The organism is Brevundimonas sp. KH_058, from assembly GCF_057838505.1.
Genome location: NZ_CM174469.1, coordinates 3,049,706 through 3,062,458, shown reverse-complemented (window position 1 = coordinate 3,062,458; position 12,753 = coordinate 3,049,706). Strand labels below are relative to the sequence as shown.

15 protein-coding genes are annotated in these 12,753 nt (G+C 65.0%); 4 read left to right on the top strand and 11 right to left on the bottom strand.

The genetic code is table 11. The features are described from left to right. Positions 1–91: 91 nt before the first annotated feature. Positions 92–949, bottom strand: coding sequence for an SDR family oxidoreductase (locus AC3ISA_RS15180; RefSeq protein ID WP_489178533.1), 858 nt, complete (start codon positions 947–949; stop codon positions 92–94). On the opposite strand from AC3ISA_RS15180, the gene AC3ISA_RS15175 reads away from it, so the two are divergent. Beyond that, positions 914–1,408: a winged helix-turn-helix transcriptional regulator gene (locus AC3ISA_RS15175; protein WP_489178532.1), complete on the top strand. Its 495-nt coding sequence runs from the start codon at positions 914–916 to the stop codon at positions 1,406–1,408. The genes AC3ISA_RS15180 and AC3ISA_RS15175 overlap by 36 nt on opposite strands. A gap of 121 nt (positions 1,409–1,529) precedes the next feature. Here the strand turns inward: AC3ISA_RS15175 and AC3ISA_RS15170 are convergent, their stop codons facing one another. The 10 genes from AC3ISA_RS15170 to AC3ISA_RS15125 form a co-directional block, all read right to left on the bottom strand. Next, positions 1,530–2,255: a superoxide dismutase gene (locus AC3ISA_RS15170; protein WP_372693683.1), complete on the bottom strand. Its 726-nt coding sequence runs from the start codon at positions 2,253–2,255 to the stop codon at positions 1,530–1,532. A 118-nt stretch (positions 2,256–2,373) separates the two neighbouring features. Beyond that, a complete protein-coding gene (locus AC3ISA_RS15165; protein WP_489178531.1) occupies positions 2,374–4,476 on the bottom strand; it encodes a TonB-dependent siderophore receptor in 2,103 nt (700 codons plus the stop codon). A 59-nt stretch (positions 4,477–4,535) separates the two neighbouring features. Continuing rightward, positions 4,536–5,387: a DJ-1/PfpI family protein gene (locus AC3ISA_RS15160; RefSeq protein WP_489178530.1), complete on the bottom strand. Its 852-nt coding sequence runs from the start codon at positions 5,385–5,387 to the stop codon at positions 4,536–4,538. A 71-nt stretch (positions 5,388–5,458) separates the two neighbouring features. Further along, a complete protein-coding gene (locus tag AC3ISA_RS15155) occupies positions 5,459–5,644 on the bottom strand; it encodes a hypothetical protein (protein ID WP_489178529.1) in 186 nt (61 codons plus the stop codon). A 41-nt stretch (positions 5,645–5,685) separates the two neighbouring features. Continuing rightward, positions 5,686–6,243 (bottom strand): DUF2244 domain-containing protein, encoded by a 558-nt coding sequence (locus AC3ISA_RS15150; protein ID WP_489178528.1) that lies wholly within the window; start codon positions 6,241–6,243, stop codon positions 5,686–5,688. Between the two features lie 135 nt (positions 6,244–6,378). Further along, positions 6,379–6,684, bottom strand: coding sequence for a hypothetical protein (locus AC3ISA_RS15145; RefSeq protein WP_489178527.1), 306 nt, complete (start codon positions 6,682–6,684; stop codon positions 6,379–6,381). Positions 6,685–6,796: 112 nt separating this feature from the next. Beyond that, positions 6,797–7,261: a copper chaperone PCu(A)C gene (locus AC3ISA_RS15140; protein ID WP_489178526.1), complete on the bottom strand. Its 465-nt coding sequence runs from the start codon at positions 7,259–7,261 to the stop codon at positions 6,797–6,799. A gap of 359 nt (positions 7,262–7,620) precedes the next feature. Then, on the bottom strand, positions 7,621–8,013 hold the full coding sequence (locus AC3ISA_RS15135) for a DUF2946 family protein (RefSeq protein ID WP_489180122.1): 393 nt from the start codon (positions 8,011–8,013) through the stop codon (positions 7,621–7,623). Between the two features lie 424 nt (positions 8,014–8,437). After that, positions 8,438–9,238 carry a DUF1365 domain-containing protein gene (locus AC3ISA_RS15130; protein ID WP_489178525.1) on the bottom strand — a complete coding sequence of 267 codons (801 nt, stop codon included), beginning with the start codon at positions 9,236–9,238 and terminating at the stop codon, positions 8,438–8,440. Beyond that, positions 9,235–10,572 (bottom strand): NAD(P)/FAD-dependent oxidoreductase, encoded by a 1,338-nt coding sequence (locus AC3ISA_RS15125; protein WP_489178524.1) that lies wholly within the window; start codon positions 10,570–10,572, stop codon positions 9,235–9,237. Before AC3ISA_RS15125 ends, AC3ISA_RS15130 begins: the two co-directional genes overlap by 4 nt. A 165-nt stretch (positions 10,573–10,737) precedes the next feature. On the opposite strand from AC3ISA_RS15125, the gene AC3ISA_RS15120 reads away from it, so the two are divergent. Genes AC3ISA_RS15120 through AC3ISA_RS15110 form a run of 3 tightly spaced genes read left to right on the top strand, consistent with a single transcriptional unit; the run spans position 10,738 to position 12,751 of the window. Beyond that, positions 10,738–11,316: a sigma-70 family RNA polymerase sigma factor gene (locus AC3ISA_RS15120; RefSeq protein WP_372692036.1), complete on the top strand. Its 579-nt coding sequence runs from the start codon at positions 10,738–10,740 to the stop codon at positions 11,314–11,316. After that, a complete protein-coding gene (chrR, locus tag AC3ISA_RS15115; RefSeq protein WP_489178523.1) occupies positions 11,313–11,951 on the top strand; it encodes a cadmium/peroxide/UV radiation responsive anti-sigma factor ChrR in 639 nt (212 codons plus the stop codon). The genes AC3ISA_RS15120 and chrR overlap by 4 nt, the downstream gene beginning before the upstream one ends. Beyond that, positions 11,948–12,751, top strand: a complete 804-nt coding sequence (locus tag AC3ISA_RS15110) for a DUF1295 domain-containing protein (protein WP_489178522.1) — start codon at positions 11,948–11,950, stop codon at positions 12,749–12,751. Before chrR ends, AC3ISA_RS15110 begins: the two co-directional genes overlap by 4 nt. Positions 12,752–12,753: the final 2 nt, after the last annotated feature.

The window sequence follows — 12,753 nt, the reverse complement described above, 5'->3', positions numbered from 1 at the left end:
GCGATCATGGGCGCGACACGGATTGGAGGATCGACAGCCTGTCGAGGTCTGCCTCGGGCAGTCTTCGACAGGCATGCCGCAGAGTGTTGGGTCAGGCCTGCATGGCTTTCAGCCATTGCTGAACGCTCATGGGATGGAGCCCCAGCACTTCCTGGGCGCTGGTTTCCTGGCGGATCACATTGTCGGGCGCATAGGCGAGCGCCTTGTACAGGCCCACGACGCTGGCGGTCGCCGGGCCGATCATGGGTTCTATAAGGTCGCCGAACGCCTCTGGCAGCAGCGCCTCATAACGGATGTCGCGGCCGAACTGCTGCGAGAAGCCCTCGGCGAGATCCGCGCCCACCAATCCTGGCTGATGCCCGATCCCGACGACGCCTGAGATGCTCGGATCGACCAGCAGCCGATGCGCCGCCTCGGCGACGTCGAGGTGCGAGCTCCACGACACCGCATAGTCTGCGGCCACGGGATAGCGCAGCACGCCCTCGCTTTGGGCCGGGCCGAAGACCATCGGAAGAAGCAGGTTTTCCAGATAGAGACGCGGGGCGACCACGGCATGCGAGACGCCGCTGTCCTGAACGCCGCGGATCAACACCATGATGGCGCTGTCGTCCGACGATTGCAGCGCCGATCCCGGCTGATCGACGATCGCGCCGTTGGTGGAGATGATTATGCGTTTGGGCTTGGCCGTCTCGATGGCCTGAACAATGTTCCTGGCGTGCTGAAGACGGCCTGCCTCGGAGGTCTGGGGCAGGTGGATGAAGACGCCGTCCGCGCCGCGATAGGCCGAAATCAGCGAGTCGACAGAGTCATTGTCGATGGAGACCGCCGTGTCGTCCGGGAACTTGGCGACATCGCGAACAGCGGCGACGGCGTCCAGGCCGGCGCGACGCAGGCTTGCGTAAAGGGGGCCGCCTTGCGCACCGGTCGCGCCATGGATGATGAAGGGCATCGGTTCTTCCTGAGTGGTGAAACAGAACACGCTGGTGCTATAGGTGCACCGGTTACGTCAAATGCACCAATGGACGAATTGTCTATGCCGGCTGAAATCCCTTCGCCTCAGTGTTCATCGCCCGAATGCGGGGTGGAGCGCTTCCTTCTGTTGCTCGACGGTCCCTGGGCGACGCTGATCGTTCGCGAACTGCTGGCGGGGCCCCTTCGCTTCTCGGTGCTGCGGTCGAAGCTGAAGGGGATCAGCGCCCACACGCTGACCAATCGGCTGCGGAAGTTCGAAACCAACGGGCTGGTGACGAGGACGGTCTTTGCGGAGATTCCGCCCCGCGTCGTCTATGAGCTGACGCCGTTTGGAGCGTCTCTGAAGCCGCTTCTCTACGCCATGAACGACTGGGGAATGGCCGTGCCGAAAGACGTTCTCGATCGCTCGGTTCGACGCGAGCCCGTCGACGCCTGATCCCTGTCCGACGAAGAGCAGATCTTGAACGCGAGATGACCGACAGCCTGGTTTTGAAGGCACCTGCGGGTCATCCTTGTATCTACTCGGACAGGGGGAGGCGCCCCAGTGACGACTGCGGCTATTGCATTGCCTGCGCATAGAGGCCGTTGACCGTGTTCCAGTTCACGACGGTCCACCAGGCGGTCAGGTAGTCGGCGCGCTTGTTCTGGTATTTCAGATAATAGGCGTGCTCCCAGACGTCGACGGCCAGGACCGGGGCGCCGCGAACCTCGGCGACGTCCATCAAGGGATTGTCCTGGTTGGGCGTCGAGGTGATCTGCAGCTTGCCGTCCTTGACGATCAGCCAAGCCCAGCCGGACCCGAAGCGGGTCGTAGCCGCCCGGTTGAAGGCCGTCTTGAAGGCCTCCATCGAGCCGAAGTCTCGCGTGATGGCGGCCGACAGTTCGGTCGAAGGTTCGCCGCCCTGACCGACGGGCGCCAGCAGCGTCCAGAACAGGCTGTGGTTCCAGTGACCGCCCCCGTTGTTGCGGATCGCCGGCGGCAGGGTGGAGACACGACCCAGCAGATCGTCGATTGAGTCGCCCGCCAGTGCGGGGTCGGCCGTCACGGCCGCGTTCAGATTGTCGACATAGGCCTTGTGGTGCCGGTCGTGATGGATGCGCATCGTCTCGGCGTCGATGGCGGGTTCCAGCGCCTCATAGGCGTAGGGCAGGGCCGGAAGCGTGAAGGCGGCGGCCGGCGCCTGGCCTTGCGTCGAAGGCGCGGGCGCTGTCTGCGCCAGAACGGGGCTGGCGGCGAGCGTCGCGAGCGCCAGGGCGGAGGTAAGGATGAGGGGTCTGATCATGAGCAATCTCCTGAAGGGTCACGCGTGAACGTTTTGGCAGAGACGAACGCCCAGGCCTGCGACGCTTTGCGGAGGTCGTCCGGCTGGCAGGCGCGCCGCAGGGATGTGGGCGGCAGGGTCAGAACCGCGCCTTCAGCGTGACGAAGGCCGAGCGCGGTTGGGTCGGCATGACGACCGGGAAGCCGAAATACTGATAGGGGTCGAAAGCGTCGCGACCGCCCAGATTGACGGCGGAGACCGCGATCGAGAACCGATCGAAGTCATAGGCTGCCTGGGCGTCGATGGTCGCGTAGCCCGGCACCGTGATGGTGTTGGGCAGGGTGATCTGACGCTCGCTGAACGCGGTGACGCCGGCGCCGAGCGACAGTCCTTTGGCGGGACCGTTCAGGAAGCGGTAGCGGGCCGCGATCCGACCGCTGTGCTCGGGGATGCGCGCCAGCGTGTCGCCGATCGGCGTGGCGTTGTCCTGGGTTACCTCCGCGTCGGTCCAGGCGTAGTTGAACAGAACCGACACCGCAGGGCTCGGCTCCCACACCAGGTCGGTTTCGAAACCGCGCGCCCGTTGCTCGCCGGTCTGGACCGACATGAAAGGATTGGCGGGATCAGGGGTGGCGACATTCTCGCGCGTCTGTTCGAACACGGCGAAGGCGCCGGAAACGCCGAGGTCGCTCAGCGCCAGCTTCAGTCCGCCCTCGACGTTGCGGGACTCCTCGGGCTCCGGCGTCGTCATGCCGATGAAGCCGAATGGGGCGCGAAAGCCCTCGGCGTAGCCGGCGTAAAGGGCGACGCCGTCAACCAGATCGAAGGTCGCGCCGACGCGCGGCGACCAGCGTTCATAGGTCTGGTCCGTGCCTTGTTCCAACTCCCGGAACTTCAGACGGGTGTAGCGCACGGCCCCCAGCAGATGTAGCCGGCCATAGGTGGCCTGATCCTGCGCATAGACGGCCAGGGTCTGGTAGCGGTCTGTTTGCGTGAGGATCAGCGGCTGGAGATCGCCGAAAGCCAGATCATAGGTTGGATTGGCAAGATCCTGATCGCCGACCGACAGGCCGCCGAAGCCCATGTTGGAGTAGAAGTCGGTGTGGTCATAGCTGGCCCCGATCAGCAGTTCGTGGCGACCGCCCAGGGCGTCGAGCCGACGCCAGAGGTTGGCGTCGAGCGTCGCCTCCTCCGAACCGCTCATCATGTTCATGGTCAGGATCGGGTAGACCGTCGGCGTCGCCGGATCGGGGGGCGAGAACGCCGGCATGATGAAGCTGCCGTACTGCGGGATCTCGCTTTTGTAATATCGGCCCGTCACGGCCAGACGCAGGTCGTCGCTGAAGGCGTGTCGAAGGGTCGCCGTCGCGGACGTGTTCTCGATCTCGGTGCGCGGTTGGCCGACCGGCGCGCCGGCGAAAGCGTTGCGGTCGATCTCTCCGGCCATCGCCTGCTCGGCGGGGACGCCCGAATATTCCAGCATATCCCTTTTGTTGTACTGGCCCTGGAGCAGCAGATCGGTGCGGTTGGTCAGCTGGACCGAAAGGCTGGGCTGGATGGCGATCCGCTTGCCTTCGACCAAGTCGATCCAGCTCTCGTTGGTCTGATATTCAGCGGTGATCCGACCGGCGACGCGGTCGCCGAACGGTTGGTTCAAGTCGATTGCGGCGCCCCATGTGGAGAAGTTGCCGCCGCGCACGGCCACCGTCGCCCCCGCATCGGCCGTGGGACGCGTGGACTGCACATTGATCAGTCCGCCGAGCGGCGTGCCAAGGCCTCCGCCGTAAAGGGTGGAGGTCGGCCCCTTGAGCACCTCGATCCGTTCGACCCCCAACAGGCTGGTCGGCTCGTTGGCGGCGTTAGGGCCTGTGTGGACGGGAAGGCCATCCAGATAGATTTCGGAGGGGAAGCCGCGGATGATCGGTGTCACCAGAAGCGCCTCCTCCTGCCGGGTCGCCCTGACGCCGGAGACGTTGACCAGGGCGTCGGCCAGGGTGCGGGCGTCCTGCTCCTGGATCAGGGTGCGGGTGATCACCTGAACCGATTGCGGCACTTCGATCAGGGGCGTGTCGGTGCGTGTGGCCGAGCCGGATCGTGGGGCGGCATAGCCTTGGCGGACGCCTGTGACGACCACTTCGTCGATCCAGCTGGCGGCGCTCTGTTCGGAGCGGGCGGTTTGCGCCAATGCAGGCGAGGCCGAGACAATGAAAGCGCCGGCGAGAAGGAAAGTCTTGAAGGTCATGAGATGTCCGTGGAGAGCGAGAGGGATGTGACGGGGATTGTCACGGGGTCATTGGTGGTTCAGGTCCGCGCCATGCGGGCGGTCTCGATGAGGGCGTCGGTAAACCCGACATGCCAGTCGCGGACGTTCGCAACCACGGCCGCCGGAGCACGATCTAGCGTGCCGGCGTCGAGCGGAGGCTCGGGTGCGTATTCGGCCATCAGCTGGACCGTCTGGGCGCAATCGAGCGGTCGTAGGCGTTTCACCAACTCCAGCCCCAGGTCTAGGCCGGCGGACACGCCCGCGCCGGTCGCTCGGTTGCGGTCGATGACGACGCGCTGATCTACCTCTATGGCGCCGAAACGGTCGAGCATCGGTCGGCCGATCCAGTGCGAGGTGGCGCGATAGCCGCGCAACAGGCCTGCTTGGCCCAGCAGCAGGGAGCCGGTGCAGACGCTGCTGACCCAACCCGCACGAGCGCCCCGATCAGCCAGGAAGTCCAGCGTCGCGTCGTCGCGCATCGCCGCCAGGGTACCCGCCATCCCGCCGCCTGCGAGCAGGACGTCGAGATCGCGCGGACAGCTGTCGAAGGTCGCGGTCGGGATCATGACGATGCCGCTGTCGCTGGTGACCGGGGCGTCTGTTTTGGCCACCAGATGGATGGTCGCGCCCATCAGCCCCGCCAGGAAATGTTGCGGGCCGACGATGTCGAGTGCGGTCATCTGGTCATAGATCAGGATGCCTATCTGTTCGGTTCCGAACCAGTCGGCCGGGATGGCGTCCATGTCCATGACGGGGCGTTCGCCTGAAGCGGGCATCGCGCCTGGAGACGTCATGGACATGGTGTCCTGGGCGGACGCCGAGCCGGGCATCAGGGGAGCGAGCCCCGCCGAAAGCCCCATGAGGGTGAGCAGTTGCCTGCGATCAGGCATGAGGTCTGGTTCCTTGAAAAGTGGAGCCGCACGGGTGAAGGCGTGCGGCGCAAGGTCGGAGAATTCGGGGGTCAGGCGTGGTGTGTTCGGCCGTGCGACAGGCAGCCGCAGGCCCCGGCTGGCGTCGCCTCCGTCGTCAGTTGCTGGCGAGCATCCAGGAGAGACTGAAGGCTGGCCGGCAGCGGCAAGGCGAAGGCGATGACGCCCGCCAGAAGGCTGGAGGCGCCGACCAGGGCGAGGCGGGTGGTGAGGGTCATGAGGGTTTCTTGTCTGAAGGTGGAAAGAAAGGGCGCGCCAGTCAGGATTGGCCGTGGCCGCCGGCCCAGAGGGCAGGATCGACCGGAGCGGCGAGAGCGTTGCGGCTGGACCACAGCCTGGCCGGGGCGGTCGAGGCCGCAAGCCCGCCCCGGCGAGCCAGCACCAGAGCGGCCTCCAATGTGCGGCGAAGATCCTGGCTCTGCGCCGATCCAAGCCAGCCGCCGATCCGAAGCCTGCGTTGTGCGGCGTAGACCACAAACCCCGGCGCGGCGCCGCGATCGACGCGAACCGGCTCGATCGTCATCCAGGCGGTCGGCAACCGATCCACGGTGATCCGGCCGCCGATCCGGGTGGTGACCTCCAGCCTGTCCGCGAACAGGATCAGTTCCTCCGACCGGTCGTGCGCCCAGCGGCGGCAGGCGCGGGCGGCCAGTGCGAGGGCGGTCAGTTCAATCATGAAAACGATCGCCACCATCGGCTCGCCGCGCAGCAGAAACGGCAGGGTGAGACCTCCGCTGATGATGGCGACAAGGATCAGGATCATCCCCAGCCACCGACCTTCGGCGTGTGGGGGGTGGATGAAGGCGCGAAGCAGCATGGGATGTGTGGGGTCGGGTTGCACTTCGGCAGCGGCCGATGACGCGGCGGTCTCCCATGGACCGCGTGATGATGGATTGGGCACGGAGGCCTCCTCGAATGACCGGACAAGCCGGCGCACAAGGCGGCCGGCGGCTCAGATCATCAGGACGGGCGGGCCTCGAAGCGGCGGGGGCGGACCGCGCGGGTTGCGGACGTCGCGTTGCACGACGGCCGGGATCGTGACGGGTCGGACGACCCAGGGCGTTTTTGAAGGTGCGACGGGCCCGGCGTGATCAGGCGTGATCGCGGCGACGCCGACGAAGGTGCAGACCGCCTCCGCCTTGCGATCTTCAGGATGTTCAGGCTTGTCCGGCCGTCCATCGGCGCCGACCACGACCGTCTGCAGCCCGCCGGACCCGCACAGGACGAGCTCGACACCGTCCGTTCGGGTCTCCAGCATGAAGCCTGCTGGCAGGAGGGCGCGGAACGTCAGAGCCAACAGCAGGGCGCACAACGCGAATACGAAGCCGGGTCCGTCCTGTCGTCTGAAGTTCCGCACCCCTAAGCCGACTTCAGTGCGGGCTGGCGTGGTCGCCGTCGACCGCAGGCTGGGCGACGAGGGCGCGGATGCCCATGGGTTGAGCGTGTTCGAAGTTGAGCGTGATCGACACCTGCTCGCCCGCGACGAGGGGCTGTTTGAGGCCCATCAGCATCATATGGTTTCCGCCCGGCGACAGGGAGACGGCCTCGCCAGCCGGCAGCGCCAGACCGTCCTTCAGTTCGGCCATCTTCATCACATTGTCCTCGATCTTCATCTCGTGGACCTGAGCCATGCCGGCCTGGGGGGCGGAGATCGAGACCAGCCGGTCGTCCTGGCTGGCGGTCAGCGTCACATAGCAGCCGGTCACATCAAGCCCGTTGGGTGTGGGACGACAGGTCGCGTCGGTGATCGAAACCGTCGCCTGCGCATCGGGCTCGGGAGCCTGGCCGCAGCCGGCGAGGGCCAGAACGAGGGTCGGAAGGATCAAGTGTTTCATCGGAATCTCCGGGTTGTCGGTCATGAAAGTAGGAGGAGGGGGGCTCAGGTCGGCGGCCAATAGGCCCCGACTAGGATGGCAATCAGGCTGAGGCAGCCGAGAGGAGGACGGCCGCCCGGCTGATCGTCAACAGGGCAAGGGGCATGCAGTCTCAACGGATGAAGTTCGCGCGGACCGACACTGCCTTCAAGGCAACGCTTTCACCGGATCACCGGGCAGATGATCGACAGGACGCATAGCGAACGCCGCGATCAGCAGCGCAGAGGGCGCCGCAGTAGTCTTGAGAGACATGTGTGGATTGTCCTGAACAGGGAAGGGCGCGCACCGACGGGGGCGTCATCGCGCAGGCGTCGATCTGTTCAGGCGGGAGGTGGAGCCGTGGGCGGCGGGCGAAGCCCCGTCCGCACCAGAGGCGGCGGCGGGATCGAGGCGATGACGATCGGCTGTACCGCGACGATACGCGGCGGCGTCACTGGATGGATCGGCGGCGGTGGAGGCCGCAGGGTGGTGAAGCTTGCCAATACGCACGAGGCGCATTTCAGGCTATCCATTGGCGAGGGCTTTTGGGCTCGAGGCTTCCCGTCGGCGTCATAGACAACCATGATCTGGTCGCCCGAACATAGCACCACCGGAGACCCCGTCGCCGCAGAAGCCGCCACTGCCGAAGGCAGCAGAGTCCCGAACATAATGGCGAACGTCGCGGCGAGGAACGCCAGCGATCGGTTCAGCGACCAATGCTTGGAGGATGACATAGACACTGGGCTGCCATACTCGGGCGGCCGCATGAAAGGAAGACCCATGCCGCGTGGCGAATTGTCTGACATGGCTATGCACGAAGCAATATATTCATCTTCGAGAATGTGGCGGCCTATATTCATCTGTTAATGACGCTTTGTATGTAAGCGTCAACTTCCCGTCCGGTTCGCCGCTTGATCGGCTTGTGACGCCGAACGAACTGGTATTCACAGCCGTCAGCCATGTGCTGGACAGCGCGAGTGCCCAAGCGGCCTACAGCGTGTGTCTGACGAATGTGGAACCGGAATCCAACTAATCTCGAACCAAGACGCAGGAAATGGCCGGAGTCTCGAAAACCTGGAACGTTGACACTCAAACCAAAAAGCGAGACTGATAAAATTGCGCATAATATATCTTAGGCGTTGATCTAACATGTGTAGCCTATTGCCCTAATCGGCTATCCTGCGCCTGGTCCTGGATCGTCACCGGCATCTTCGCGCATGGCGGTTGGCTCGTCAGTCTGACACCCTTCAGCCAAAGCTTGAGCGCCTCGTAATGGATGGCGGCAACCACCTTGAAAGTCATCAGCGGGATCGCCGCTGTAGCCGCCGCGATATGGCGGTCGTCTAGGATCTGGCGTTCAGCGGACATGGCCGCCGTGATCAGCACGCCATCGTCGTCCAGGCCGTCGATCGTCATGTCGACCCGTTCAGCCGGTGCATGGCCGCGGAAGCGATAATCCATGTCCATGCCCATGAAAGGCGAAACATACAGCGCCTTGGCGGCGCCCTGTCGGATCAGGCCGGACGTTTGATCCTCGGCTGGCACGGGAATGACATAGGCGTGGCGGATGCCGAAGGTGCTGGTCACCTCGTACACCATCGCCGCCAGTCGGCCGTCGGCGTGATGGCAATAATAGAGGCTGATCGGATTGAAGACGTACCCCAGCACGCGCGGCATGGTCAGCAGACGGATGGGGCCGCCGTCCAGGTCAATGCCTGCGCGGTTCATCCAAGCCTCGACCTGAGGCCTCAAGGCGCCGGAACCGTCGCCGTAATCGCCGTCGTGAAAGGACAGCAGGTTGAAGCGATTGCGAGAGAATAGCCGCAAGCCTCTATCCAGATCATCGATCTCGGCCAGATCCAGCAGCAGCCAGAAGACGCGGTAGTTCAGCTGGTGCGTCTTGGGACGCAGGCGTCGGTGCATGACCCGGCCTCGATAGAGGGCCGAGGCCTGGTTCACGCGGCCCGCTCGAATGCCGGGGTCGGCAGCGGCGACAAATGGATGCGGCCGCTTTCGTTCTGCACCGACCACGGGCGACGTACGCCACCCAGCTGTTCTGCGACGGCCAGGCCGGATTGCAGCCCATCCTCGTGGAAGCCGGCGCCGAAGTGCGCGCCGCAGAACCAGACGCCCCCCTGCCCCTGCAAGCTCCACAACGCCTTTTGGGCCTGGACGGCGGCGGGATCGAAGACGGGGTGTTCGTACAGTTCGCTGCGCAACAGGGTGTCTGCGCGCGGCGGGCGCGGCGGGTTCAGCGTGACGAACAGGTCGTCGCCCGGCAGGCCCTGAAGTTTGTTCATCCAATAGGTGACGCAAAGACCATCGTCCGCGCCGATATAGTTCCAGCTGGCCCAGGCGCGACGGCGGCGCGGCATCAGGCTGGCGTCCGTATGCAGGACCGTCAGGTTGCGGCTGTAGCGGAAGGCGCCCAGCAGGGCTTTCTCCTTGGCCGTGGGTTCCGCCAGCATGGCCAGGGCCTGATCGGCGTGGGCGCCGATCACCACCTGGTCGAAACGCTCGACGCCTCCCTGGCTGTCATGGACGAAGACGCCCTCCTCCGTGCGCCGCACCGATGTCACGCCACGATCCAGGCGCACGTCGTCGATGGCGCGCGCCAGATGTTCGACATAGACCCGGCTGCCGCCCTCGACGGTGCGCCACATGGGACGGCCAACCAGTTTCAGCAGGCCGTGATTTCCGCAGAATCGAATGAAGGACTCGGCCGGATAATCCATCAGCGTATGGGCCGGAGAAGACCAGATGGCGGCGGCCATCGGCAGTAGATGGTCGTCACGGAATGCCTCGCTGAATCCTTCCCGCTTGAGATAGTCGCCAAGGGTGAGCGAAGGATCGGACATGCCGGCCAGATCCTTGGGCGCATCGCGATAGAAGCGCAGGATTTCGCTCAGCATTGACCAGAATCGAGGCCGCAGCGCATTGCGACGCTGGGCGAACAGGCCCGGCGCTGCATATTCGAACTTGCCGTCATCCAGCGAGACGGCGAACGACATGTCGGTGGCGCGGGTCGCGATGCCCTGGTGTTCAAACAGGGCGATCAGATTGGGATAGGTCGCATCGTTGAAGCAGATGAAGCCGGTGTCGACGGCGATGTCGCCTGACGGTACGCCCGCCCTCACGGTGTTGGAGTGGCCGCCCAACCGGTCGGCTTTCTCATAGATCGTCACCTTATGCCGCTGGGACAGAAGCCAAGCCGACGACAGGGCGGCGACGCCGGAGCCGATGACGGCGATCTTCAGGCGATCGGCAGACGGATTCGCGGGCGACAGGGACATGGAAACTCCAAATACACGCCCGCTGGCGTAAGCCTAGGCATGAACGGATTACGGGCCGCCGTCATGATCGGATCGCGATTGATCCAGACATTTCGGCTGAGCGTATTAGGGTCCATGCATGTCGAGTCACTGCCCTTCACGTCGAATCCATGCCGGTCCCCGCGCATGAAGACACTCGACAATCCTTCAGACCCCCTCCTGCATGATCGGCTGATCGAAGCGATTGCGCTGCGTCGCGACCGGGAGGCCTTTGCAGCCCTGTTCGCCTATTTCGCGCCGCGCCTGAAAGCCTGGCTGATCAAGTCGGGGGCGACGCCCGGCGCGGCCGAAGACTTCGCCCAGGATGCGATGCTGACCGTATGGCGCAAGGCTGACTTGTTCGACACTTCCAAGGCCCGCGCCGCGACCTGGATCTTCACCATCGCCCGCAATCGTCGCCTGGACATGCTTCGTCGCGACGCGCGCCCTCTGCCGACGCCGGAGATCGAGTTGGCGGGCGAGGATGTACGCCGCCCCGACGAACTTCTGTCGATGTCCCAGGACGCCGACCGCGTTCGAGACGCCCTGTCTCGGCTCAGCGCCGATCATGTCGAGGTCCTGCGCCTCGCCTTCTTCATGGACAGCTCCCATTCCGAAATCGCCAAACACCTCGACCTGCCGCTCGGCACCGTCAAATCCCGTATTCGTAACGCCATGACCAAACTCCGCTTGATCCTCGCTCCGTCAGAGGAAGCCGCGCGATGAACCCGCAACGCAATCCTTCCGAAGAACGGCTGCTCGCCTATGCCGCCGGCACCCTCAGTCCGCCCGAAGCCGTCGTGATGGCCGCTCACTTGGCGATGCGGCCGGCAAACGATGCCTGGGTGCGTGATCTCCAGGCTGTAGGCGGCGAATTCCTCGACGACGCGGCGCCGTCGGCCCTGTCTCAGGATGCGCTCGCCCTGGCGATGGCGCGGATCGAAACCGACGCAGGTGAGGTGAAGGCGCTCGCGCCGCTGAACGACATGCCCGAACTGCCCGAGCCGCTGCGGCGCTATGCGCTCAGCCCCTGGCGCTGGGTCGGCCCCGGCATGCGGGTGCGCGATGTCCATGCGCCTCGTGATGGCGACTGCCGCGTGATCCTGCTGAAGATCGAATCCGGCCGAGAGACGCCCAAGCACACGCACGGCGGCGTCGAACTGACCTGCGTCATCTCCGGCGCCTATGCGACGGAGACCGAGCGGTTCGACGTGGGCGACTTCGAAGAAGCCGATCCCGACGTCCTGCATCAGCCCCGCGTGGTGTCGGACGAAGCCTGCCTTTGCGTCGTGGCGCTTGATGGCCAGATCCAGCTGGACGGCTGGGTGGGCAAGCTGATCCAGCCGTTCGTTCGCCTGTGACCAGCCTGGCGGCCCTGTGGGGCGTTGCAGCCCTGTTTCTCGTCATCGTGATGTCGGCGGCCTGGCTGGTGCAGAAACGCACGGGTCAAGGCGGCTGGGCCGACGCTTTCTGGTCGCTGGGCCTGGGCGCGGCGGGCGTGGGCGTCGCGCTGTTTCCGATCGATTGCGCGGCGTCGTCTCTGCGGCAATATCTGGCGGCGCTGCTGATCGGTCTGTGGGGGCTGCGGTTGGGCGCCCACATCGCCGCCCGCGCCGCCCATGAGGGCGAAGATGCCCGCTATGCCCGGCTGCGCCAGGACTGGGGCGACGGGTTTCAGGCCAAGATGTTCGGCTTCCTGATGCTTCAAGCCGGAGCTGCCGCTTTCCTTGCGCTCAGCGTCATGGCCGCCGCCCGCAATCCGACGCCCGGATTGACCCTGCAAGACGGTGTCGCGACGCTGGTCTTCGTCGGTGCGCTCGTGGGCGAGGCCATTTCGGATCGGCAGCTGGCGGCTTTCAAGCGCAATCCTGCCAACAAGGGCGAGGTCTGCGATGTCGGTCTGTGGGCCTGGTCACGTCATCCGAATTATTTCTTCGAATGGCTGGGCTGGTGCGCCTGGCCTCTGTTCGCCGTCAATCTGAGCGGCGAATGGCCGTGGGGCTGGCTGGCGCTGACGGGGCCAGCCTATATGTATTGGCTTCTGACCCAGGTGTCAGGCGTGCCCTTGCTGGAAGAGCATATGCGGCGTTCGCGGCCCAAGGCATTCGACGCCTATGCCGCCCGCACCAGCGCCTTCTTCCCTCGCCCGCCCCGTCGCTGAAT